The following is a 22329-nucleotide window of genomic DNA, read 5'->3' as shown; positions in this document are numbered from 1 at the left end:
GGCAGCCTGTGCGCCGTTTGCATTGTCTGGTTTGCAACTTCGCCGCCCTTCCCCCATCAATAGATCATGAACCTACCCGTACCGCACGATTCACCCCTGGCCAACTTCCATCCGGCGGTGAGCGCCTGGTTCCGCCAGCACTTCGCTGCCGTCACGCCGGCCCAGGCCCAGGCATGGCCGTTGATCCAGCAAGGGCACTCGACCCTGGTCGCCGCGCCCACCGGGTCGGGCAAGACGCTCACCGCGTTTCTGGCGGTACTCGACGAGTTGGTGCGAGAAGGTCTGGAGCATCAGGGCCAGTTGCCCCAGCGCACGACGGTGCTGTACGTCTCGCCCCTCAAGGCCCTGTCCAACGATATCCAGCTGAACCTGCAGCGCCCGCTAGAAGGCATCGCCGAGCATCTGGCTGCCATGGACCTGCCCACGGTGAGCATCGTCGCCGGGGTGCGCACCGGAGATACGCCGCAAAAGGAGCGCGCCGCCATGCGCAGGCGTCCTCCGCACATATTGGTGACCACGCCTGAATCACTCTACGTGCTGCTCGGCTCGGATTCGGGCCGCACCATGCTTGCGAATGTACGCACCGTGATCGTCGATGAGATTCATGCGGTGGCCGGCAGCAAGCGCGGCAGCCATCTGGCCTTGAGTCTTGAGCGCCTGCAAGCCCTGTGCACACAACCTTTGCGACGCATTGGCCTGTCCGCTACCCAGAAGCCTATCGATCAGGTCGCGCAATTTCTGGTCGGCGCGCAGCGGACCTGCTCGATCGTCGACATCGGCCACGCTCGGCAACGGGACCTTGCGATCGAAGTGCCTGCGGTGCCACTTGCCGCAGTCATGCCCAACGATGTCTGGGAGCTGCTCTACGACCGCTTGGCAGCCCTCGCGCAGGCCCATCGAACCACTTTGGTGTTCGTCAACACACGGCGCCTGGCCGAACGCGTGGCCCGGCATGTGAGCGAGCGCCTGGGGCGCGAGCACGTGGCGGCCCACCATGGCAGCCTGGCCAAGGAGCACCGCCTGGACGCGGAACAGCGGCTCAAGCGCGGCGACTTGCAGGTATTGGTGGCTACCGCTTCGCTGGAGCTGGGTATCGATATCGGTGACGTCGACCTGGTCTGCCAGATCGCCTCGCCCGGCTCTATCTCCGCATTCCTGCAAAGGGTCGGACGTTCCGGCCACCACGTCGGTGGCGTACCCAAGGGTCGCCTGTTTCCCACCTCGCGCGATGACCTGATCGAGTGCGTGGCGTTGCTGGACTGCGTGCGCCGCGGCGAACTGGACATCCTGCGCATTCCCGACGCACCGCTGGACGTGCTGGCCCAACAGATCATCGCCGAGGTCAGCTGCCAGGAATGGCCGGAGCAGGCGCTGCTGCAGATGTTCCGTCAGGCGACTCCCTACGCTAGGCTCGACGACGCTGATTTCGAAGGGTTGCTGCGCATGCTCGCCGAGGGCTACAGCGGACGTCAGGGTGTGCGCGCGGCCTATCTGCATCGCGACGCCGTGACCCGTACCCTGCGCGGTCGGCGCGGCAGCAAGTTGACCGCAGTCACCAGCGGTGGCGCAATCGCCGACAATGCCGACTACAGCGTGCTGCTGGAGCCTCAGGCGTTGAACATCGGCAGCGTCAACGAAGATTTCGCCGTGGAAAGCCTCGCCGGCGACATCTTCCAACTGGGCAACCGTTCCTACCGCATCCTGCGCATCGAAGGTGGCAAGGTCAGGGTCGAAGACGCCCATGGCCAGGCGCCGAACATTCCCTTCTGGCTTGGCGAAATACCCGGACGCAGCGCCGAGCTTTCTGCTGGCGTGGCTCGCTTGCAAGCGTCGATCGACCACCGCCTGGCACTCAGCGAAGGTCAACCCGAGCCGCTGCTGCCCTGGTTGCAGGACGAACTCGGCCTGGCCCGCGACAGCGCCGAACAGCTGCTCGACTATCTGGCGCGCACACGCCAGGCATTAGGTGCCCTGCCCTCGCAGGACACCCTGATCATGGAGCGCTTCTTCGACGCCTCTGGCGCCACTCAGCTGGTCATCCACACGCCGTTCGGCAGCCGCATCAATCGTGCCTGGGGCCTGGCCCTGCGCAAGCGCTTCTGTCGCACGTTCAATTTCGAGCTGCAAGCCGCCGCCAGTGAAGACGCCATCGTGCTGTCGCTGTCGACCAGCCACAGTTTCGAACTGGAAGAGGTCTGGCATTACCTGCATAGCCACAGCGCCGAATCGATATTGATCCAGGCGCTGCTCGATGCGCCGCTGTTCGGCGTGCGCTGGCGCTGGAACGCGGCGACGGCCCTGGCCCTGCCCCGCTACAGCGGCGGACGCAAGGTGGCCCCGCAACTGCAGCGCATGAAAGGCGAGGATTTGATCGCCACGGTATTTCCGGACCAGATCGCCTGCCTGGAAAATATCGTCGGCGAGCGGGAGATTCCCGATCACCCGCTGGTCCAGCAGACCCTCGACGATTGCCTGCACGAGGCCATGGACAGCGCGGGCTGGCTGACCCTGCTGCGGCGCATCGAGAGCGGTCAGATCACCCTCATCCAGCGCGACCTGCCCAGCCCTTCGCCATTGGCGGCGGCTATCCTCAATGCCCGGCCCTACGCGTTCCTCGACGACGCTCCGCTGGAAGAGCGACGCACCCAGGCAGTCCTCAACCGACGCTGGGACGAACCCCGCTCGGCAGACGACATGGGTGAACTGGACACGGATGCCATCGCCGCCGTGGCCGCCGAAGCATGGCCCGCCCCCATCAACGGCGACGAGATGCACGAAGCCTTGATGAGCCTGGGCGCCTTGGCCGAACACGAAGCCCAGCCCAGCGAGCTGGCGCTGTTGAAGACACTGGCGCGCACCGGCCGTGCTGCGCGCCTGACGCTGGGCGATGGGAATCGCCTGTGGCTGGCCCTGGAGCGCATGTCCTGCCTGCAAACCCTTTACCCCAACGCCGAGCTATCCCCCGCACTGCAGGTGCCGGCGCATCTGGCCCAGACGTGGACCCAGGAGAGTGCGACGCTGGAGCTGATCCGCGCCCGCTTGAGCGGATTCGGCCCGCAGCGACTGGGGGACATTGCCGCCCCGCTCAACCTGCATCCTGCCGTGGTGGAACTGGCGCTGCTGGAACTGGAATCCCAGGGTTATGTGATGCGCGGCCAGTTTCTCACCCACATCGAGGAAACCCAGTGGTGCGAGCGGCACCTGCTGGCGCGTATCCATCGCTATACGGTGAAGCGCCTGCGGCGGGAGATCGAACCGGTCAGCCTGCAAGTGTTCATGCGTTTTCTGCTCGACTGGCAGTGCCTGGCGCCCGGCACCCGCCTGCAAGGCGAGGAGGCCCTGGCCAAAATCCTGGAACAGTTCGAAGGGTACAGCGCCCCGGCTGGCGCCTGGGAGAGCGATCTGCTGCCCGTACGGCTGCGTGGCTACGACCCATCGTGGCTGGACCGCGCCTGCCGCAGCGGCAAGACGGTCTGGGCGCGGTTGGCCAGCAGCGGCAAAGGAACCACCCTGCGCGGTACGCCCATCGTGCTGCTGCCCCGCGCGCGCCTGCCCCTGTGGCGCAGCCTGGCTCCGACAGTCCAGCCGCAGGAATTGTCCATGCGCGCGCAGAAGGTCGAACAAACCCTGGCCGCGCAGGGCGCGATGTTCTTCGACGATCTCGTACACGATGTGCGCCTGCTGCGCACCGAAGTGGAGAACGCGCTGCAGGAACTGGTCGCCGCAGGCCGCGTGAACGCCGACAGTTTCGCCGGATTGCGCGCGCTGATCACACCGGCCGGAAAACGTCAGGCGCGCAGCAGTCGCCGTGGTCGCGGTGCTTTCATTGGCGGCATGGACGATGCGGGGCGCTGGGCCTTGCTCCAGGCAAACGGCAGTGCCCCCGATGAAGCCGTCGAACAGATCGCGCTGGTGCTGCTGCGGCGCTACGGCGTGGTGTTCTGGCGCCTGCTGCAACGCGAAGCCGACTGGCTGCCCAGCTGGCGCGACCTGCTGCGGGCACTGCAGCGACTGGAGGCGCGCGGACAGATTCGCGGGGGGCGTTTCATCGACGGCTTGTCCGGCGAGCAATTCGCCTTGCCAGAGGCCATTCCAGCCCTGCGCGAGGTGCGCAAAAGACCTGTGGATGGCAGCCTGGTGTCCATTTCGGCCAGCGACCCATTGAACCTGGCAGGTACCCTGCTGCCATTGCCCGGCGCCGACCCCCAGCAGATCCACAAGACCGTGCCAGCGTTGCCGAGCAACCGTGTGCTCTACCGCGACGGCCTGCCCGTGGCGGCCTTGATCGCCGGCAAGCCGGTGTACTGGAGCGAAGAAACCACGGAGCTACGCCAGCAGCTGATCCATCCCCCCCTGTAGCAGCGGCGCAAGCCGCGTCATCGGTGCATGCGGTGTGCCTTAACAGACGCGGTGAGGCCGGACGCGGCTTGCGCCGCTGCTACGGGGCTGCGGTAACTTGGCGTTGTGACATTCCGTAATAGCCAAACTTTTGCAATTCATTGCGAAACCCGCCAACCTCCGCGCCGCTGATCGATAATGGCCGCCGACGCGGAACCACAACACCCGGCGTTCAATCCTTACTACATCCTTCCTTTTCGCAAGAGCCTGTCGCCATGACTAACGATCGAGACCATCGGATCGATTTCTATCGAGGTTTGGCGTTGATCTTCATCTTTTGGGATCACATACCGCAAAACCCACTGGCCAGCTTCACGCTGCGCAATTTCGGCTTCAGCGATGCTGCGGAAGTGTTCGTGTTCCTCGCCGGCTATGCCGCCGTGCTGGCTTACGGCAAGATCGCCCTGCGCGACGGCTACCTGGTGGCTGCCGTGCGCATCCTGCGTCGCGCCTGGGTGCTGTACGTGGTGCACATCTTCCTGCTGGCCGTGCTGATGGGCATCATCTTCGTCGCCAACAATCACGTCGAAACCCGCGACATGATCCAGGAGATGAACCTCACCTATTTCGTCTCCAATCCCCAGCAGGCGATGGTCGACGAGCTACTGCTGCGCTTCAAGCCCAACCTGATGGATCCTTTGCCGTTGTACATCGTGTTGCTGCTCGGCCTGCCGATCGTCCTGCCGTTGCTGATCAAGCGCCCAGCCCAGGCCATCGGCCTGTCGCTGGTGTTGTACCTGATGGTGCAATGGCTGGGCTGGAACATTCCTGCGCACGACAACGGCCTCTGGTATTTCAATCCTCTGGCCTGGCAGGTGCTGTTCGTACTGGGCGGGGCTACGGCGCTGCATTCGGCGAGCAAGCCGGTCACGCCCGTCCGCCCGCTGAGCCGTCAGCCTTTGTTTCTGGCGTGCGCCACGCTGGTGACATTCAGCGCGCTGGTCGCACTGGGCTGGCGCTGGCCAGCGCTGCATGAGGCACTGGTGCCCGACTGGTTCAGTCAACTGCTCTACCCCATCGACAAGACCAACCTCTCGCCTTCGCGCCTTCTGCACTTCGTGGCCTTGGCCTACTGTGTGGCCAAGCTGATACCTCAAGGCGCATGGGTGAATCACCTGTTGGCACGCAAAGTCGGGCTGATGGGGCGCTATTCGCTCGAGGTCTTCTGCCTCAGCGTGGTGCTGGCACCGTTGGCAGATATGGCCAATGCCCTGGCGGATGACCAGCTCGCGATGCAGATCGCCAGCGCGTTGGTCGGCGTAGCCCTGATGCTGGCCCTGGCCGAATGGCTGGAACTGAACAAACGACTGGGCCGTCCGCGGCCTGAGCTGCCAAGGCTTGAGCTGCCGAAGCCCGAACGGCCCGTGGTCGCGCTGGGCAAAAGCCTCTGATCAGGCGTTGCCGGCCACTTTCAGGCGCGCGGCCTGGGTAAAGTCCAGCATGCGCTTGAGCGGTCGAATCGCCTGGGGAATCAGCGCGGGATCCACAGTGATTTCGTTGCTGCCGGCGCGCAGGCATTCCAGCGTAAGCTCCAGCGTGTTCATGGCCATCCACGGACAATGCGCGCAGCTACGACAAGCAGCGCCGTTGCCCGCCGTGGGCGCTTCGATCAGCGTCTTGCCAGGCACGGCTTGCTGCATCTTGTAGAAAATACCGCGATCGGTTGCCACGATCAGCGTCTGCTGCGGCAACGTACGGGCAGCGGCGATCAATTGGCTGGTGGAGCCTACGGCGTCCGCCAGCGCGATCACCTCGGCTGGCGACTCGGGATGCACCAGAATCGCTGCATCAGGGTACAGCGCACGCATGTCGCTCAGTTGCCGCGACTTGAACTCCTCGTGCACGATGCAGGCACCGTCCCACAGCAGCATGTCGGCGCCGGTGTGGGTCTGGATGTAGTTGCCCAAGTGCTTGTCCGGCGCCCAGATGATCTTCTCGCCGTTGTCCATCAGACTCTCGACGATCTCCAGCGCGCAGCTCGACGTTACCACCCAGTCGGCCCGCGCCTTCACCGCGGCCGAGGTGTTGGCATAGACCACCACCGTGCGCTCGGGATGCTGGTCGCAAAAAGCCGAAAAGGCATCGACCGGGCAACCCAGATCCAGCGAGCAAGTCGCTTCGAGGGTAGGCATCAGCACCCGTTTTTCCGGGTTGAGAATCTTCGCCGTTTCGCCCATGAACCTGACACCTGCCACTACTACGGTGCGGGCTGGGTGCTGGTTGCCGAAACGTGCCATTTCCAGCGAGTCGGACACACAACCGCCGGTTTCCTCGGCCAGCGCCTGGATCACCGGATCGCAGTAGTAGTGAGCGACCAGCACCGCGTCCTGAGCCTTGAGCTCGGCGGCGATGGCTGAACGGTAGTCCGCTTCCTGCTGCGGTGTCAGCGGCTTGGGCTGCTTGGCATCCAGGTGAGCCTGAACCAGAAGGCGTTCGGATATCTGCGTCATGGGGCAAGACCTGCGAGCGCTGATGCGCGAGAGTCGAGTATAGACCGGGCCGACAAGGGCCTGGGAGTATATGCCCTGGCTTTCGTGAGGCTTTTGAGGGCTGGCGCAGGCTACAGAGAAACGAGGTTTTAGCAAAGCCCTATCGCGGCATGGACCAGCACTGAATCCAAGGCATAAAAAAACCCGCAGCTTTTGCAAGCTGCGGGTTTCGAAATGGTGGGTCGTGTGGGATTCGAACCTACGACCAATTGGTTAAAAGCCAACTGCTCTACCAACTGAGCTAACGACCCGTTTCGTGGGGCGTATAATACCGAATTCTTTTGGTAATTCAACACCCTACAGAAAATAAATCAGAAATAACGCGTAGGGTCGCTCACACCTGCCGCAGTGAAGCCTTCAGCGCGCAAGCGGCAACTGTCGCATTTGCCGCAGGCCTGGCCTTCATCGTTGGCCTGATAGCAAGACACGGTCAGGCCATAATCCACACCCAATTCAACGCCTGCCTTGACGATTTCGGCCTTGCTCATGTTCTGCAGCGGCGCCTGAATGGTAAAGCCATTGCCTTCCACCCCGGCCTTGGTAGCCAGATTGGCCAGGCGCTCGAAGGCCTCGATGAACTCGGGCCGGCAATCCGGATACCCGGAATAGTCGACCGCGTTGACGCCGATGAAGATGTCCCGCGCCTCCAGCACCTCGGCCCAGCCCAGTGCCAGCGACAGGAAGACCGTATTGCGCGCTGGCACGTAAGTCACCGGAATGCCTTCGCCCAGGGTTTCGGGAACGTCGATCGATGTATCGGTCAGGGCCGAACCGCCCATGCCGTCCAGATTCAGACCGATGACCTTGTGCTGGACCACGCCCAGATCGCGAGCGACGCGTGCCGCCGCGTTCAACTCGGCGCGATGGCGCTGGCCGTAGTCGAAACTCATGGTGTAGCAGGCGTAGCCCTGGTCTTTGGCCATCGCCACGACGGTGGCCGAATCCAGACCGCCGGAAAGCAGGATGACCGCTTTTTTCTGCTGCTCGATTGTGTGGTTCATGTCAGCGCCCCGGCTCGTCGTTCCAAAGAAGTTTGTGCAGTTGCATCTGCAGGCGCACCGGCAGGTTGTCGGCCACGATCCAGTCGGCCAGATCGGTTGCGCGCAGTTGATCCTTGCTCGGCGAGAACAGCACTTCGCCAGCGCGCTGGTCCAGACCGTACTGAATCAGCTTGGACACGGCCCAGTCGTAATCTTCACGTGAGCACAGGACGAATTTGACCTGGTCGTTGCGGGTCAGCAACTCGATGTTCTCGTAGCGATTGCGATGGACCTCGAGGGAACCTGGGGTCTTCAAATCAAGCACCCGGCTGACTCGCGTGTCCACTGCGCTGATGTCGAGCGCACCGCTGGTTTCCACGGAAACCTCATAGCCGGCATCGCACAGGCGCTGCATCAACGGGATGGCATTGGGTTGGGCCAACGGCTCGCCCCCGGTCACGCACACATAGCGCGGCTTGTAGCTGGCCACCTGCTCCATGAGCGAGTCGAGGGTGCGCTGGGTACCCCCGCTGAATGCATAGGCGCTGTCGCAGTATTGGCAGCGCAACGGGCAACCGGTCAGGCGCACGAAAACCGTGGGCAGGCCAGCGGTCCGCGTCTCACCCTGCAAGGAGTAGAAGACTTCGGTAATGCGTAGTGTGTCTTGCATAGGGTCCACGGGCGTGACAGCGAAACAGGCTGACCGCCTCCGTTGGGCACTTCAAGCAGCCCGCAATCGCGTGGCTTCAGGAAGCGTGTTCATAAAATGGCGGCAAATTCTAACGAAAAAACCCGCGCCAGGCGCGGGTTTCTTCGAATCAAAAGGCAAGCTTCACAATCTTTGCAGATCTTTCTGCGCCAATTGCGCTGCAGAAGTGCCTGGGTACTGGGTCACTACCTGCTGCAGAATGCCTTTGACTCGGTCGGTATGGCCCAGGCGTCGTTCGACGTCGGCCAGCTTGTACAGCGAATCCGGCACCTTGTTGTGCTTGGGATAAAGCTGGCTGACCTTGGCGAAAGCCTGACCGGCGCCTTGCAGATCACCTTTGGCAAGGTTGACCTCGCCCAGCCAATACTGAGCGTTACCCGCGTACTGACTGTTCGGGTACTTGCGCAGGAAAGCGGCAAACGCCTGGCTGGCCTTGTCGAAATCCTTGGCCTTGATCAGGTCGAAGGCTGCATCGTAATACAGCTTCTCCTTGGCCGGATCGCCAGGCTCGGAACTGGCCGTCGATTGGCCGGCAGCCGATGAAGCACCAGCGCCGCCGGAGGCGCCACTGGCTGAAGAATTATCCGGTTGGGCAGCGGGTGCAGGTGTAACCCCGGAGCCAATCCGACGATCGAGATCCTGATACCGCTCGAGCCCTTCCTGTTTCAGGCGCTGGATATCGTTTTGCTGGACTTCGACCTGACCTCGCAGACGTGCGATGTCTTCCTGCATTTGCTGCAGTTGCATGAACAGCTCGCCCTGGGCCGAGACGGGCGCTTGCGCACCCGACCCGGCCGAGGCGCCGTTCGTACCGTAACCTGAGGGCGGATAGCTGCCACCAACGGCGCCACTGTTACCGTAGCCTCCATTGTTGTTGCTATCGACCACAGGCACCGCGCCCCAAGCCATCACAGGCAGGGCGAAAGCCAGAACAGTTACAGCACGACGGCACGTTCGCATGACGAATTACTTACGCAGTTCGACGCGACGGTTTTGAGCCCACGACTGCTCGTCGTTGCCGGTAGCTACTGGACGCTCTTCGCCGTAGGAAACCAGTTCCAGCTGAGCTGGCGAGACGCCTTGCAGTACCAGGTAACGCTGAACGGCCTTGGCGCGACGCTCGCCCAGTGCCAGGTTGTACTCGCGAGTACCGCGCTCGTCGGTGTTACCTTCCAGGACGACGCGAGCGCCGTTGGCTTTCAGGTCCTTGGCGTGAACGTCAAGAGCGCGCATGGCTTCAGGCTTCAGGTCCGAGCTGTCGTATTCGAAGTAGAAGGTGGTGATTGCGCGCAGAGCAGCTTCTTCGCTCAGGGAGCCGTCAACGGCACCGGTGTTTGCGCCGTAACCAGCGTTAGGGTCGACAGCAGCGCCGCCTTGACCAGCATCTTCGCCGCCTTTGGACGAGCAACCTACAGCTACGGACAAGGCCAGGGCCAGCGCAGCGAACTTACCAAACTTCAGCATTTCCATCGTGAAACTCCTAATGAACCCCAATGTGTTAAGTACAACGTATTACGCCGCGTCAGTTCAGGTAAGGGGACCAGGACGGTTCTCTGACTTCGCCTTGAGCGGTAGGAAGCGGGAGCCTCACGCGGCCGTTTAGCGACACGAGCATCAAGACTCCCCGGCCCTGCTGGCGGGTGGCGTAGATTACCATGGTGCCGTTGGGCGCAACAGTAGGCGACTCATCAAGAGTTGAATCTGTGAGGATCTTTACGCTTCCGCGCTCCAAGTCCTGCGCCGCCACCTTGAAATTGGTGAAACCATCTTGCCGGTGAATCATTACAAGGGTCTTTTCGTCAGCCGAAAGTTTCGGGTTGGCATTGTAGTTGCCCACGAAAGTCACACGTTCGGCGTTTGCACCACCGGAAGTACTGGTCTTGTAGATTTGCGGCTTGCCGCCACGGTCCGAGGTGAAGTACAGCGTCGAGCCGTCCTTGCCCCAGAAAGGTTCGGTATCGATGGCCGGGCTGTTGGTCACGCGCGTCAACGCCCGCGAAGCCAGGTTCATGACATAGATTTCCGGGTTGCCGTCTTTGGACAGCACCAATGCCAGGCGGTTGCCATCAGGCGAGAACGCCGGTGCGCCGTTCAGGCCCTCGAAGTTGGTCAACTGCTCGCGGCGACCGGTGTCGACGTTCTGCAGGAAGATCCGCGGACGACGCTGCTCGAACGACACGTAGGCAATGTTGCGGCCGTTGGGCGAGTAGCGTGGCGACAGGATCGGCTCGCGCGACTGCAGCAGGGTCACGGCACGGGCACCATCGTAGTCCGAGCGCTGAAGGGTGTAGCGAGTGGCATTGGTGCCGGCGCGTTCGGCGGTGACATAGAGCATGCGCGTCGAAAACGCACCCTTGATCCCGGTCAGTTTCTCGAACGACTGGTCGGAGATGAAGTGGGCCATGTCACGCAACTGATCGGTAGTGCCCGACACGCTGCCGGTCAACACAGGTTGCTGAGTGTTGACGTTGAGCAGAGCGTACTGCACCTGCAGACGGCCACCGGCTGGCGTGATGCTGCCAACCATGACGTACTGGGCGCCCAGTGCCTGCCAGTCGCGGTAGATGACTTCGCTGGCCTGGGACGGCTGGCTGATCATGTTCTGCGGCGGAATGGGTGAGTAGTAGCCCGAGTTGCGCAGGTCGTTGCCGACGATTTCGGCAATGTTGTCAGGCAGTACGCTGCCACCCTGGAAACCGAACGGCACGACGGCGATCGGCGTCGCGCGATCTGCACCGCTGGTGACCAGGATGTTCTTTTCGTCCGCAGAGGCCATGCCGGCTGCGCAGCAAAGGACGACGAGCAGTCCTCGAAGAAGGGTAATCACAAGGCAAGATCCTCAGGTGTAAATGTCATCTTGAAGGAACGATAGGGGTTGAAGTCAGCTGGTTTCAAACCCTGCATTTCCGTTAAACGGCCAATGTTCTTGACCGCGGCAACCGCCGAACTGTCGAAGGGGCCATCGCCACTGGAGCGCGAAACGCTGACATTGGTGACAGTACCATCGGGCAACATGTTGATCTGCAATACCACGGTCATGTTCTTGCGTGCAGAAGGTGGACGCGCCCAACCTTCGGCTGCCCGCGAGCGAATGAGATCGTCGAAGTTGCCCGCGACTTCATCACCCCGCTCATCGGCGAGCGCCTGCTGGCGTTCGGGCTTGTCGGAAAGCAGATCGGCCAGTGCCTGCGCCTTCTTGTCTTCCGCTGCCTTGCGTGCTGCGTCCTGGGCCTTCTTCTTCGCGGCATCGGCCGCAGCCTTCTTCTTCGCGTCCTCGGCAGCCTTTTTCTTGGCATCTTCGGCAGCTGCAGTAGCAGCGGCTTTCTTGGCGTCGTCTTCGGCTTTCTTCTTCGCGTCTTCGGCGGCCTTCTTCTTGGCGTCTTCGGCAGCCTTTTTCTTGGCGTCCTCGGCCGCCTCCTTCTTGGCCTCCTCTTGCTCGGCTTTTTTCTTGGCGATATCGGCCAATTCACTCTTCTTGGCTTCGGCAGCCTTTTCAGCCGCTTCGGCCTTGGCAGCCTCGGCCTTGGCCGCTGCTGCAGAGGCGGCTTCCGCCTTGGCGGCAGCGTCGGCTTTCTTGGCTTCGTCAGCCTTCTTCGCCGCTTCGGCCTTTTGAGCGGTTTCCTCTTTCTTTTGTTCCGCCGCCTTTATGGCTTCCTGTTCCAGCTTCTTGGTTTCCATCTGCTCGACTTCAGTCTGCCGCGCGGCAGACTTCTTCGCCTCGCCCGCCAGCTTCTGATTGGTCTGGGTAGTGGCCTGGCTCTTGGACTTGAGCTGATAGAGCGTAGCCTGCACGATGGGTCGCGCTTCGGGCAGTTCGGGGGTCATGGCGAAACTGACGAACAGCATCCCGAAAATCAGCACGTGCAGGGCTACCGCCCAGACCGTGGGCCAGAAGAAGCTTTCCGAGGCTGAGTGCTCTCGCTTTTGCATCACGGGGCCTCGGTAATCAAGCCAACGTTACCGACACCTGCCTGCTGCAAACCACCCATGGCGCCCATGACAGCGCCGTAATCCACGGTCTTGTCACCGCGAATGAAGACCTGGGTCTTCTTCCCGTTGGCATTGCCCTGATTGATGATTGCGGTCGCGGCCTGGGTCATCTGCGCCAGGGTCATGGCCTTGTCCTGCTGCTTTTCAGTGTCTACTTCCTTGCCGACGTTCCAGTAGTAGGTCTTGTCGGCCTTGATGGAAATGGTGAGCACCTGAGTGTTGTTGTCCTGCGGCAACGCTTCGCTGGAAACCTTGGGCAGATCGACCTTCACACCTTGGTTGATCATCGGAGCGGTGCCCATGAAGATGACCAGCAGTACCAACATCACGTCGATGTAGGGCACCACGTTCATCTCGGCGACCGGCTTGCGTTTTGGGCGACGACCTCGAGTCATTGGGTTATCCCTGCTCACTCTTCGCTGGTGTGCACTTTACGGTGCAGGATGGCCTGGAACTCGTCAGCGAATGTGTAGTAACGGTTGATCAGGGTTTCGCTGCGGGCAGCGAAACGGTTGTAGGCAATAACGGCCGGAATTGCGGCGAACAGGCCGATTGCCGTGGCGATCAGGGCTTCGGCAATACCCGGTGCAACGGTTGCAAGCGTCGCCTGCTGGGCCGAGGCCAGGCCGCGGAACGAGTTCATGATGCCCCACACGGTGCCGAACAGACCGACGTACGGACTGGTGGAACCGACCGTCGCCAGGAACGGCAGGCCCTGTTCGAGTTTTTCTTCCTCGCGGGAAATTGCAACGCGCATGGCGCGCCCGACACCCTCCATCACGGCATCGGGATCGACGCCCTGCTGCTGGCGCAGACGGGAAAACTCCTTGAAGCCAGCACGAAAGATCTGCTCGACACCTGAGTCCGGATCGGGATTGCTGCCAGCCTGACGATACAGCTTGGACAGGTCGATGCCCGACCAGAAGCGTTCCTCGAAACTGTCCAGGGCACGACGACCGGCACGCAGCATGGAGCTGCGCTGAAAAATCATGATCCACGAGGTGACCGAGGCGGCCACCAGAATCAGCATGACCAGCTGTACCACCACACTGGCATTGCTGACCAAACTCCACATGGAGGTATGGTCGACGACGTTAGCTTCCACGCTTAATCTCCTGCATTGGATTGTTTGCCCAGGCCGCCTGCGTCGGCAAGAGCCGCACGCAAGGCTGGGGGAATGGCCTGGGGTCTGAAATTATCGGCGCGCACACAGGCCACCATGAACTGCCCTTCGCAGAGCAGCGTCGTATCCTTCACACGCCATACCTGCTGCTTGAAACGCAGGCTGGCGCGATTCAATTCGGTTATTTCGGCGGTCACCTTCAGTTCGTCGTCCAATCGCGCCGGCGCATGGTAGCGCGCCTCTGCCGAATGAACGACGAACAGCAGGTTTTCGCCTGCCAACTGCGACTGGACGAAACCCAGCGCACGCAGGCGCTCGGTCCGAGCCCGCTCCATGAATTTCAGGTAGTTGACGTAGTAGACGACGCCGCCGGCATCGGTGTCCTCGTAATAGACCCGACACTGATGGGCAAACGTCTGAACCCCGTTTTGCGCGCGCATACTCTAGTGCTTACTCCTCAGGTTGCCAATCCGCCCAGGCAACTGTTTTTTCGTCGCGTGTGCAGGCAAAGCGCATGCGAAAGCTGCGTCAGCCCCTAGGACCACGCAAAGCCGAATTAGGTCGCTGCGCCGTAGGCCTTTCATGGGTCGATTTCATCGGGCATGGCATCGCCGGTCGGCATGTCGCCCAGCCGGTTGGGAATGTTCAGGCCGAAATGCAGGTAGGCGTGGCGGGTGACGACCCGACCGCGCGGGGTCCGCATGATGTAGCCCTGCTGGATGAGGTAGGGTTCCAGAACGTCCTCGATGGTGTGCCGCTCCTCGCTGATTGCTGCAGCCAGGCTGTCGACGCCCACCGGGCCGCCGTCGAATTTCTCGATCATGGTCAGCAGCAGCCGGCGATCCTGGTGGTCGAAACCACGCTCGTCGACGTCCAGCATGTTCAAGGCCAGATCGGCGATGGGCTTGGTGATGTGCCCCTTGCCGCGCACCTGGGCGAAATCCCGCACCCGGCGCAACAGGCGATTGGCGATTCGCGGCGTGCCGCGGGCGCGCCGGGCAATCTCGAAGGCGCCTTCATCCTCGATCGCCAGGCCAAGGATGTTGCCCGAGCGGCTGACGATGGTTGCCAGGTCCGCGGTGCTGTAGAACTCCAGGCGCTGGACGATGCCGAAACGATCGCGCAGCGGATTCGTCAGCATCCCGGCACGGGTAGTTGCGCCCACCAATGTGAACGGCGGCAGATCCAGCTTGATGGAACGCGCTGCTGGCCCCTCGCCAATCATGATGTCGAGCTGGAAGTCCTCCATCGCCGGGTACAGGACCTCCTCGACGATGGGCGAGAGCCGATGGATCTCGTCGATGAACAGCACATCGTGGGGTTCCAGATTGGTGAGCAAGGCGGCCAGGTCGCCCGGCCGCTCCAGTACCGGGCCTGAAGTGCTTTTGATCGACACGCCCATTTCCTGGGCGATGATGTTGGCCAGGGTCGTCTTGCCCAGCCCTGGCGGGCCGAATATCAGGGTATGGTCCAGAGATTCGCTGCGCCCGCGCGCGGCCTGGATGAACAACTCCATCTGCTCGCGCACGGTGGGCTGGCCTATGTAGTCGGCCAGGCTGAGCGGGCGAATGGCCCGATCCTGTACTTCTTCTCGATCGCGGCCGGTGGCGGCGATCAGGCGGTCGGCTTCGATCACTTAGATCATTCCCTTCAACGAGCGGCGGATCAATTCCTCGCTGCTCAGCCCCTTGGCATCGATGGCCGCCACGGCGCGACTGGCTTCCTGCGGCTTGTACCCCAGGGAGATGAGCGCACTGACGGCATCGGCTTCGGCGCTGTTGACCGGCGCCGGGCCTTGCGGCCCGCTGGGCACCAGCTCGAACATGCTCGGCGTGGTTTGCCAGGCCTTGAAGCGGTCCTTGAGCTCGACCAACAGGCGCTCGGCGGTCTTCTTGCCCACGCCGGGTATCTTCACCAGCGCCGAGGTGTCCTGGGCCTGCACGCAGCGCACCAGTTCATCGACATCCAGCCCCGACATCAGCGCCAGGGCCAGCTTGGGACCGACGCCATTGAGGCGGATCAGCTCGCGAAACAGCTCGCGTTCGCGCTTTTCATAGAAGCCATAGAGTAACTGAGCGTCTTCGCGCACCACCAGATGGGTGTGCAAGGTCACGGTTTCACCGACCGGCGGCAGGCGATAGAGCGTGGTCATCGGTACTTCGAGCTCATAGCCCAGCCCATTGACGTCGAGAATCAGGTGCGGAGGCTGCTTTTCAGCCAGAGTACCGCGCAGGCGTCCAATCACGTTTGAATCCTTTATGGGAAGGCGCAGTCACGCCCTGCTCATGCTGGCCGGCGCACTCGAGCGCCGGACCGTGGCCATCATTGCAGGACTTGAGTGAGCTGCAAGCAAAAAAGTTTGAAACGATGTAAGCCTTTACAGACGCAGGCGTCCACCGCGACTGCGGGCGGTGCTCAACCCATGGGGCATGAGGCTTGAGCGGGTGTGCGCATGGGTCAGCGCGATTGCCAGGGCATCGGATGCATCGATCTGGGGTTTCTGGGTCAGCTTGAGCAAGTGCATGACCATCATCTGTACCTGTTCCTTGTTGGCGGCACCGGTGCCGACGATGGCCTGCTTGACCTGAGTGGCGCTGTACTCGGCAATCTCCAGCCCCTCCTCGGCTGCCGCGACGATGGCCGCGCCTCGCGCCTGGCCCAGCTTCAGGGCCGAGTCGGCGTTGCGGGCCATGAACACCCGCTCGATGCCCATGGTCACCGGCCCGTAGGTCTGGATCACTTCGCGCACACCGCGGAAAACGATCTGCAGACGATCATGCAACAGTCCACCACCGGTACGAATGCAGCCCGAAGCCACGTATTCGCAGCCCCGACCGGTTTCACGCACGACGCCAAACCCGGTGATACGCGAGCCTGGGTCGATTCCAAGAATTAAAGTCATAAAGCCTGCAGTAGTGAGAAACACGGCTTCGATGAAACAAACAGGCGGATCAGCCAAGCTGTTCCATCACGGCGTCGGATATCTCGGCATTGGAATACACGTTTTGCACGTCATCCAGGTCTTCGAGCATGTCGATCAATTTCAATACCTTCTCGGCACCTTCGGCGTCGAGTTCGGCGCTGGTCGTCGGGGCCATGACGATTTCCGCCTCGTCGGCCTGGAAACCTGCCGCCTGCAATGCATTGCCTACCGAGTAGAAGCTGGCAAACGAAGTGAACACGTCCATCGAGCCATCACCATGGGTGACGATGTCGTCGGCGTCGGCCTCCATGGCCGCTTCCATTAACGCATCCTCATCGACGCCCGGGGCGAAGGACAGCTGCCCCTTGCGCTCGAACAGGTACGCCACCGAGCCATCGGTACCCAGGTTGCCGCCGCATTTGCTGAACGCATGACGCACGGCAGCAGCGGTACGGTTGCGGTTGTCGGTCATGCATTCGACCAGCACGGCAACGCCACCGGGACCATAGCCCTCGTAGCTCAGTTCGACTACGTCGTCGCTGCCCGCAGCCCCCGTACCTCGAGCAATGGCGCGATCGATGATGTCGCGGCTCATGTTGGCGCTCAGCGCCTTGTCCAGCGCCAGGCGCAGACGCGGGTTGGACCCTGGCTCGCCGCCGCCCTGACGGGCTGCCACGGTCAGCTCACGAATCCACTTGGTGAAGATCTTGCCCCTCTTGGCATCCTGGCGCTCTTTGCGGTGCTTGATGTTCGCCCACTTGGAATGACCAGCCATAACGCAACTCCGAATTCTGTGTGTTTCTCATACGACCCCTGCCCCGCAGGGTTTTTCCACTGCCCAACGCAAGGGCGCATCCGAAGATGCGCCCTGTCAGCAGTTATTCGGCCCTGGGCTGTTCGCGCAGGCGAATGTGCAGCTCGCGCAGTGCCTTGGCATCGACGACGCCAGGTGCCTGGGTCATGACATCGGCGGCGCTCTGGGTTTTCGGGAAGGCAATGACTTCACGAATCGACTGCGCGCCGGTCATCAGCATGACCAGGCGATCCAGGCCGAAGGCCAGGCCACCATGGGGTGGCGCGCCGTATTTCAGGGCGTCGAGCAGGAAGCCGAACTTCTCTTCCTGTTCCGCCGCCTCGATGCCGAGCAGACGGAACACCGCCTGCTGCATGTCCTTGCGGTGGATACGGATCGAACCGCCACCCAGCTCGGTGCCATTGAGCACCATGTCGTAGGCACGCGACAGTGCTGTGGCCGGGTTGGCTTCCAGCTCGGCCGGCGTGCACTTGGGCGCGGTGAACGGATGGTGCAGGGCGCTGAAGCTGCCGTCGTCGTTTTCTTCGAACATCGGGAAGTCGACGACCCACATCGGTGCCCATTCGCAGGTCAGCAAGTCGAGGTCGTTACCCAGCTTGATGCGCAGCGCGCCCAATGCCTCGCTGACGATCTTGGCCTTGTCGGCACCGAAGAACACGATGTCGCCATCGACCGCACCGACGCGATCCAGAATCACGTTGAGGTTGGCTTCCGGGATGTTCTTGACGATCGGCGACTGCAGGCCTTCGACGCCCTTGGCGCGCTCGTTGACCTTGATGTAGGCCAGGCCCTTGGCACCGTAGATACCGACGAACTTGGTGTAGTCGTCGATCTGCTTGCGCGGCATGCTCGCCCCGCCTGGAACGCGCAGCGCGGCGACGCGGCACTTGGCATCGTTGGCCGGGCCACTGAAGACCTTGAATTCGACGTCCTTGAGCTGGTCGGCAACGTCGACCAGTTCCATCGGGTTGCGCAGGTCGGGCTTGTCCGAACCGTAGCGGCGCATGGCTTCTTCGAAGGTCATGTGCGGGAATTCGCCGAACTCGACGTCCAGCACTTCCTTGAACAGCTTGCGCACCATGGTTTCGGTGATGCCGATGATTTCCTTCTCGTCGAGGAAGCTGGTCTCGATGTCGATCTGAGTGAACTCAGGCTGACGATCGGCACGCAGGTCTTCGTCGCGGAAGCACTTGGCAATCTGGTAGTAACGGTCGAAACCGGCCACCATCAGCAACTGCTTGAACAGCTGAGGCGACTGCGGCAGGGCGAAGAAGCTGCCGGGGTGGGTGCGGCTCGGGACCAGGTAGTCACGCGCGCCTTCGGGGGTGGCCCGGGTCAGGATCGGCGTTTCGACATCGAGGAAGCCGTTCTCGTCGAGGTAGCGACGGATGCTGGTGGTGATGCGCGAACGCAGGCGCAGCTTTTCGGCCATCTCGGGACGGCGCAGGTCGATGAAACGGTAGCGCAGGCGGGTTTCCTCGCCAACGTCGGAGTATTCGTTGAGCGGGAACGGCGGGGTTTCCGCCTCGTTCAGCACTTCGAGCTCCAGGCCCAGCAGCTCGATGGCACCGGACGCCATGTTCGGATTGACCGCACCGGCCGGGCGCGCACGAACCTTGCCGGTGACCTTGACCACGTACTCGCTGCGCACGCGATCGGCGGCCGCGAAGCTGTCGGCGCGATCGGGGTCGAAGACCACCTGGGCCATGCCTTCACGGTCCCGAATGTCGAGGAAGATCACCCCGCCATGGTCGCGACGGCGATGGACCCAGCCGCACAGGGTTATTTCCTGACCTTCCAGGGTCTCGTTCAGTTGGCCGCAATAGTGGCTGCGCATCATAGTAGTGGTTTCACTTCTCGTAATTCATGATTCGATGACGGCGTGTAGCTGGACACGCGGCACCCTGGACATCGTGCAGCAGCAGGCGGGGGCCGGAACTTACTCGGCCTTGTCGCCACCCGCCAGATTCTTCTTGTTGCCGGTCTTGAAGTCGGTCTCGTACCAGCCGGTGCCGCCGAGGCGGAAACCCGGCATGGAGAGCATCTTCTTCAGTTGCGGCGCCTGGCAGGCCGGGCAGTCGGTCAAGGGCTCGGCGCTGATCTTTTGAATGACTTCCATCTGGTGACCACAGGAAGCACATTGATAGTCGTACATCGGCATGGGTAATGTCTCGGCAACCAAATGACCGCGGCGCAAGCGGCGCCAGGGTGAAACGCGGGATTATATCCGGTTAATCGGCGCCGTGCAGCCGTCCAAGGTAACAGACGACGTTCGATCGCGTCCCATCAGGTGCGTGACGCAGACCACGCGCACCAGTCCGCTGAAATTCTTCACGCCGCCGTGGCGCAGGTGCACTTCGCGGTCGACGTAGGAAAGCAGCGCGTTCACCGTGCATTCGTTGGCCAGGGCGATGCGCTCCAGGATCTCCCAGTAGATCCGCTCCAGGCGCAGGCAGGTGGCAAAACCGTTCAGGCGAACGGAGCGCGATACGGGCTGGGCCAGGCCCATGTCGAAGTTTTCCGCATAGGGATCGATGGCCAGCTTGCTCGATCGGTCGAGCTGGCGTGCTCGGGTAATGATGTTCCGTTCCATGGATCAATGCTTCCTTGATGATCGCCCCCTCCAACCCTGGAGGGGTGCTGACAGATCTATGGAAGCGTATTGGCGAGCGGCGCCGACAGGGGAATACGGAAGTGGACACGTGCGAAGCGCGGCGTCGTTTCGTAGGAGTGATCCACAACAAGATTTGCTTCATGTGGCCCGCAAAGGCCTGGATCGACACGGCGGACGCCCTTTCGACGCGGGCACCGCCGTGCCGCGCAGGCTCAACCTTCGAGCAGCGAACGCAACATCCAGGCGGTCTTCTCGTGCACCTGCATGCGCTGGGTCAGCAGGTCGGCCGTCGGCTCGTCACTGACCTTGTCCAGCAGCGGGAAGATACCCCGGGCGGTGCGGGTGACGGCTTCCTGGCCTTCGACCAGTTGCTGGATCATGTCCTGGGCCGAGGGCACCCCTTCTTCTTCCTTGATCGAGGACAGACGGGCATAGATCGAATACGCGCCCGGCGCAGGGAAGCCGAGGGCACGGATCCGCTCGGCGATTGAGTCCACGGCCAGCGCCAGTTCGGTGTACTGCTCTTCGAACATCAAGTGCAAGGTGCGGAAGGCAGGGCCGGTGACGTTCCAGTGGAAGTTGTGGGTCTTGAGGTAGAGCACGTAGGTGTCGGAAAGCAGACGGGACAAGCCGTCCACGATCGATTTGCGATCCTCTTCGCTGATGCCGATATCGATTGCCATGTAATGTCCTCGTAAACGATGAATATGCACCCCACAGGTGGGGGCTCACTCTACCAAGACCCATCGACCCGTGCAGCCTTTGCCTGCCGCAAGTTCGGCAGGCTATCCGCCCGGCGGCAGCGGACACTGCAGAGGTCGATTTGAGAAGGCGCAGGCTTTGCTGTTAAATAGACCGCGTGCCGTCGGGGCGACTTATCAAGCCCTGGCGCATAGGCTGATCCCTGCAGATGCTCGGCAATTCTTGTCACCCCAACGCTGTGCTTGTTGCGGTATCAGCTCTTCCTGATGCCTGATCTTAGAGTGAGCCAATCAAATGTTGAAAATCGTCCACCTCCTGACGGGCGCAGCGGCCGTGCTGCTGTCCTTCATACCAAGCCTGCGGGCCGATGTAGCGCCTTACCTGCAACAACCCGACGCAATCTACCTGGCGCTGTTCGGTCTGCTCAACCTGCTTTTGGCTCCGGTGATTCCGCGCTGGAACAAAGGCCCACGTCATCTGTTGCAAAATCTGGTCAGTGTGCTGCTGGTTGCCTCGGTGATCACCCAGACCCTGACATTGCTGGTGCCGCTGCCTGCCATCGGCATCCTGCCCGGCCTGCTGTGTGCATTGCTTGCGTGCCTGGCGCACTTGTCGATCAGCTACTACCGCGCGTCGCCCGCACCCAGTGCCGTGCAGTACGACATGACCAACCGCGATACGGGCACCGTGAAGTGGTTCAACACATCCAAGGGCTTCGGCTTCATTTCGCGTGACTCGGGCGACGACATCTTCGTGCATTTCCGTGCCATTCGCGGCGAAGGCCATCGCGTGCTGGTCGAGGGACAGCGGGTTGAGTTCTCGGTCATGAACCGTGACAAGGGGCTGCAGGCCGAAGACGTGATCGCGGCATCGCCGCGTCGCTGAATACGCCAGGCAATAAAAAACGCGGGCATTGCCCGCGTTTTTTATTGCTTCGAAAAAGCCTTCAATAATGCGGTGGCGGCGCTTCCTGGGTGGCCGTTTCGAACTGCCCGACCATCTCTTCCTGACGCTTGAGCATCGCGGCCAGCTGCAGTTGCAGGCGCTCGATCGCTCGCTGCTGCAGCACCAGTTCGTCACTGAGCGAAGACAGGGTGTCATCCTGAAACGCCAGGCGGGTTTCCAGCTCCATCACACGATTTTCCAGACTCATGCCCTGCCCTCCGAGAACACGAAATCGGTGCCCAGCACGCTGGCCAGCGTGTCGCGGACGGCCGCCAGCTGTTCCTCGGTATAGGGCACGGCTGGCAGCCTGCCCCAGACGGGGGCAGGCCAGGCAGCATCGGTTCGATACCGAACGATCACATGCATATGCAACTGGCTGACTACATTGCCCAGGGTGGCGATGTTGATCTTGTCGGCGCCATAGCCTTGGTGAAGCAACTTCGCCAACGTATCGGTCTCGTTCCACAGTACTTGGCGGTCTGCATCGTTCAAATGAAAGACTTCGGTGATATCAGGACGGCGTGGCACCAGAATGAACCAAGGATAATTGGCATCGTTACTGAGCAGCAGACGGCAGAGCGGGAAATCGCCGATGACATGAGCATCTTGGGCAAGTCGGGCATCCAGGCTGAACATGGGCGT

Annotated in this window: 23 protein-coding genes and 1 tRNA gene; 3 read left to right on the top strand and 21 right to left on the bottom strand. The window is 61.8% G+C overall.

Translation table 11 applies throughout. From position 1 onward, the window contains the following. Positions 1–66: 66 nt before the first annotated feature. Positions 67–4359 (top strand): DEAD/DEAH box helicase, encoded by a 4293-nt coding sequence (locus LT40_RS05020; protein WP_043187205.1) that lies wholly within the window; start codon positions 67–69, stop codon positions 4357–4359. Between the two features lie 254 nt (positions 4360–4613). After that, entirely contained in the window at positions 4614–5789 is a 1176-nt protein-coding gene (locus LT40_RS05015; protein WP_084139714.1) for an OpgC family protein, read from the top strand. Here the strand turns inward: LT40_RS05015 and nadA are convergent, their stop codons facing one another. The 19 genes from nadA to LT40_RS04920 all read right to left on the bottom strand — a co-directional run bounded on the left by nadA (position 5790) and on the right by LT40_RS04920 (position 20723). Next, entirely contained in the window at positions 5790–6848 is a 1059-nt protein-coding gene (gene nadA / locus LT40_RS05010) for a quinolinate synthase NadA (protein ID WP_043187204.1), read from the bottom strand. Between the two features lie 214 nt (positions 6849–7062). After that, positions 7063–7138 (bottom strand) — tRNA-Lys (locus LT40_RS05005). 60 nt (positions 7139–7198) lie between these two features. After that, positions 7199–7888, bottom strand: coding sequence for a 7-cyano-7-deazaguanine synthase QueC (queC, locus tag LT40_RS05000; protein ID WP_043187203.1), 690 nt, complete (start codon positions 7886–7888; stop codon positions 7199–7201). Between the two features lies 1 nt (position 7889). Next, a complete protein-coding gene (gene queE, locus LT40_RS04995; RefSeq protein WP_043187201.1) occupies positions 7890–8537 on the bottom strand; it encodes a 7-carboxy-7-deazaguanine synthase QueE in 648 nt (215 codons plus the stop codon). Positions 8538–8699: 162 nt separating this feature from the next. Next, entirely contained in the window at positions 8700–9536 is an 837-nt protein-coding gene (gene ybgF, locus LT40_RS04990) for a tol-pal system protein YbgF (protein WP_043187200.1), read from the bottom strand. A 6-nt stretch (positions 9537–9542) separates the two neighbouring features. Continuing rightward, positions 9543–10046: a peptidoglycan-associated lipoprotein Pal gene (gene pal, locus LT40_RS04985; protein WP_043187198.1), complete on the bottom strand. Its 504-nt coding sequence runs from the start codon at positions 10044–10046 to the stop codon at positions 9543–9545. 52 nt (positions 10047–10098) lie between these two features. Beyond that, entirely contained in the window at positions 10099–11403 is a 1305-nt protein-coding gene (gene tolB / locus LT40_RS04980) for a Tol-Pal system beta propeller repeat protein TolB (protein ID WP_043187197.1), read from the bottom strand. Then, positions 11400–12509 carry a cell envelope integrity protein TolA gene (gene tolA, locus LT40_RS04975; protein ID WP_043187195.1) on the bottom strand — a complete coding sequence of 370 codons (1110 nt, stop codon included), beginning with the start codon at positions 12507–12509 and terminating at the stop codon, positions 11400–11402. Before tolA ends, tolB begins: the two co-directional genes overlap by 4 nt. Continuing rightward, positions 12506–12961, bottom strand: a complete 456-nt coding sequence (tolR, locus tag LT40_RS04970; RefSeq protein ID WP_043187193.1) for a protein TolR — start codon at positions 12959–12961, stop codon at positions 12506–12508. Before tolR ends, tolA begins: the two co-directional genes overlap by 4 nt. Positions 12962–12975: 14 nt before the next feature. Beyond that, on the bottom strand, positions 12976–13671 hold the full coding sequence (tolQ, locus tag LT40_RS04965) for a protein TolQ (RefSeq protein ID WP_043187191.1): 696 nt from the start codon (positions 13669–13671) through the stop codon (positions 12976–12978). Positions 13672–13673: 2 nt separating this feature from the next. Then, a complete protein-coding gene (ybgC, locus tag LT40_RS04960) occupies positions 13674–14129 on the bottom strand; it encodes a tol-pal system-associated acyl-CoA thioesterase (RefSeq protein WP_043187189.1) in 456 nt (151 codons plus the stop codon). 140 nt (positions 14130–14269) lie between these two features. After that, positions 14270–15325 (bottom strand): Holliday junction branch migration DNA helicase RuvB, encoded by a 1056-nt coding sequence (ruvB, locus tag LT40_RS04955; RefSeq protein WP_043187188.1) that lies wholly within the window; start codon positions 15323–15325, stop codon positions 14270–14272. Continuing rightward, positions 15326–15934 carry a Holliday junction branch migration protein RuvA gene (gene ruvA, locus LT40_RS04950; protein WP_043187187.1) on the bottom strand — a complete coding sequence of 203 codons (609 nt, stop codon included), beginning with the start codon at positions 15932–15934 and terminating at the stop codon, positions 15326–15328. A 132-nt stretch (positions 15935–16066) separates the two neighbouring features. Further along, the gene (gene ruvC, locus LT40_RS04945) at positions 16067–16591 is read right to left on the bottom strand and encodes a crossover junction endodeoxyribonuclease RuvC (protein ID WP_043193311.1); all 525 of its coding nucleotides are present in this window, start codon (positions 16589–16591) and stop codon (positions 16067–16069) included. Between the two features lie 49 nt (positions 16592–16640). Continuing rightward, on the bottom strand, positions 16641–17387 hold the full coding sequence (locus LT40_RS04940) for a YebC/PmpR family DNA-binding transcriptional regulator (RefSeq protein ID WP_043187186.1): 747 nt from the start codon (positions 17385–17387) through the stop codon (positions 16641–16643). 103 nt (positions 17388–17490) lie between these two features. Next, positions 17491–19266, bottom strand: a complete 1776-nt coding sequence (gene aspS / locus LT40_RS04935) for an aspartate--tRNA ligase (protein WP_043187184.1) — start codon at positions 19264–19266, stop codon at positions 17491–17493. A gap of 99 nt (positions 19267–19365) precedes the next feature. After that, positions 19366–19587, bottom strand: a complete 222-nt coding sequence (locus LT40_RS04930; RefSeq protein ID WP_043187182.1) for an FmdB family zinc ribbon protein — start codon at positions 19585–19587, stop codon at positions 19366–19368. 60 nt (positions 19588–19647) lie between these two features. Next, on the bottom strand, positions 19648–20019 hold the full coding sequence (locus LT40_RS04925; RefSeq protein ID WP_052393248.1) for a ribbon-helix-helix domain-containing protein: 372 nt from the start codon (positions 20017–20019) through the stop codon (positions 19648–19650). Between the two features lie 233 nt (positions 20020–20252). Continuing rightward, the gene (locus tag LT40_RS04920; RefSeq protein ID WP_043187180.1) at positions 20253–20723 is read right to left on the bottom strand and encodes a Dps family protein; all 471 of its coding nucleotides are present in this window, start codon (positions 20721–20723) and stop codon (positions 20253–20255) included. 313 nt (positions 20724–21036) lie between these two features. Between LT40_RS04920 and LT40_RS21900 the strand changes: the two genes are divergently transcribed. Next, positions 21037–21627, top strand: coding sequence for a cold-shock protein (locus tag LT40_RS21900; RefSeq protein ID WP_043187178.1), 591 nt, complete (start codon positions 21037–21039; stop codon positions 21625–21627). 61 nt (positions 21628–21688) lie between these two features. Here LT40_RS21900 and LT40_RS04910 read toward each other — a convergent pair whose 3' ends face one another. Both LT40_RS04910 and LT40_RS04905 read right to left on the bottom strand, forming a co-directional pair. Next, entirely contained in the window at positions 21689–21895 is a 207-nt protein-coding gene (locus LT40_RS04910; protein WP_043187176.1) for a SlyX family protein, read from the bottom strand. After that, positions 21892–22323, bottom strand: coding sequence for an HIT domain-containing protein (locus tag LT40_RS04905; RefSeq protein ID WP_043187173.1), 432 nt, complete (start codon positions 22321–22323; stop codon positions 21892–21894). Before LT40_RS04905 ends, LT40_RS04910 begins: the two co-directional genes overlap by 4 nt. Between the last annotated feature and the right edge of the window lie 6 nt (positions 22324–22329).

Source organism: Pseudomonas rhizosphaerae (assembly GCF_000761155.1).
In the GTDB taxonomy this organism is placed as follows: Bacteria; Pseudomonadota; Gammaproteobacteria; order Pseudomonadales; family Pseudomonadaceae; genus Aquipseudomonas; species Aquipseudomonas rhizosphaerae.
Note: the sequence above shows the minus strand (reverse complement) of the source record. Positions and strands in the feature narration are given on the sequence as shown.

Bases quoted from the DNA above. Each gene is read 5' to 3' on its own strand.
- LT40_RS04905 (WP_043187173.1), bottom strand. From the start codon at position 22,323: ATGTTCAGCCTGGATGCCCGACTTGCCCAAGATGCTCATGTCATCGGC.
- nadA (WP_043187204.1), bottom strand. From the start codon at position 6,848: ATGACGCAGATATCCGAACGCCTTCTGGTTCAGGCTCACCTGGATGCC.
- LT40_RS04920 (WP_043187180.1), bottom strand. From the start codon at position 20,723: ATGGCAATCGATATCGGCATCAGCGAAGAGGATCGCAAATCGATCGTG.
- queC (WP_043187203.1), bottom strand. From the start codon at position 7,888: ATGAACCACACAATCGAGCAGCAGAAAAAAGCGGTCATCCTGCTTTCC.
- ybgF (WP_043187200.1), bottom strand. From the start codon at position 9,536: ATGCGAACGTGCCGTCGTGCTGTAACTGTTCTGGCTTTCGCCCTGCCT.
- tolR (WP_043187193.1), bottom strand. From the start codon at position 12,961: ATGACTCGAGGTCGTCGCCCAAAACGCAAGCCGGTCGCCGAGATGAAC.
- LT40_RS21900 (WP_043187178.1), top strand. From the start codon at position 21,037: ATGTTGAAAATCGTCCACCTCCTGACGGGCGCAGCGGCCGTGCTGCTG.
- LT40_RS04930 (WP_043187182.1), bottom strand. From the start codon at position 19,587: ATGCCGATGTACGACTATCAATGTGCTTCCTGTGGTCACCAGATGGAA.
- queE (WP_043187201.1), bottom strand. From the start codon at position 8,537: ATGCAAGACACACTACGCATTACCGAAGTCTTCTACTCCTTGCAGGGT.
- ruvC (WP_043193311.1), bottom strand. From the start codon at position 16,591: ATGACTTTAATTCTTGGAATCGACCCAGGCTCGCGTATCACCGGGTTT.
- pal (WP_043187198.1), bottom strand. From the start codon at position 10,046: ATGGAAATGCTGAAGTTTGGTAAGTTCGCTGCGCTGGCCCTGGCCTTG.
- LT40_RS04910 (WP_043187176.1), bottom strand. From the start codon at position 21,895: ATGAGTCTGGAAAATCGTGTGATGGAGCTGGAAACCCGCCTGGCGTTT.
- ybgC (WP_043187189.1), bottom strand. From the start codon at position 14,129: ATGCGCGCGCAAAACGGGGTTCAGACGTTTGCCCATCAGTGTCGGGTC.
- LT40_RS05015 (WP_084139714.1), top strand. From the start codon at position 4,614: ATGACTAACGATCGAGACCATCGGATCGATTTCTATCGAGGTTTGGCG.
- aspS (WP_043187184.1), bottom strand. From the start codon at position 19,266: ATGATGCGCAGCCACTATTGCGGCCAACTGAACGAGACCCTGGAAGGT.
- LT40_RS04940 (WP_043187186.1), bottom strand. From the start codon at position 17,387: ATGGCTGGTCATTCCAAGTGGGCGAACATCAAGCACCGCAAAGAGCGC.
- LT40_RS04925 (WP_052393248.1), bottom strand. From the start codon at position 20,019: ATGGAACGGAACATCATTACCCGAGCACGCCAGCTCGACCGATCGAGC.
- LT40_RS05020 (WP_043187205.1), top strand. From the start codon at position 67: ATGAACCTACCCGTACCGCACGATTCACCCCTGGCCAACTTCCATCCG.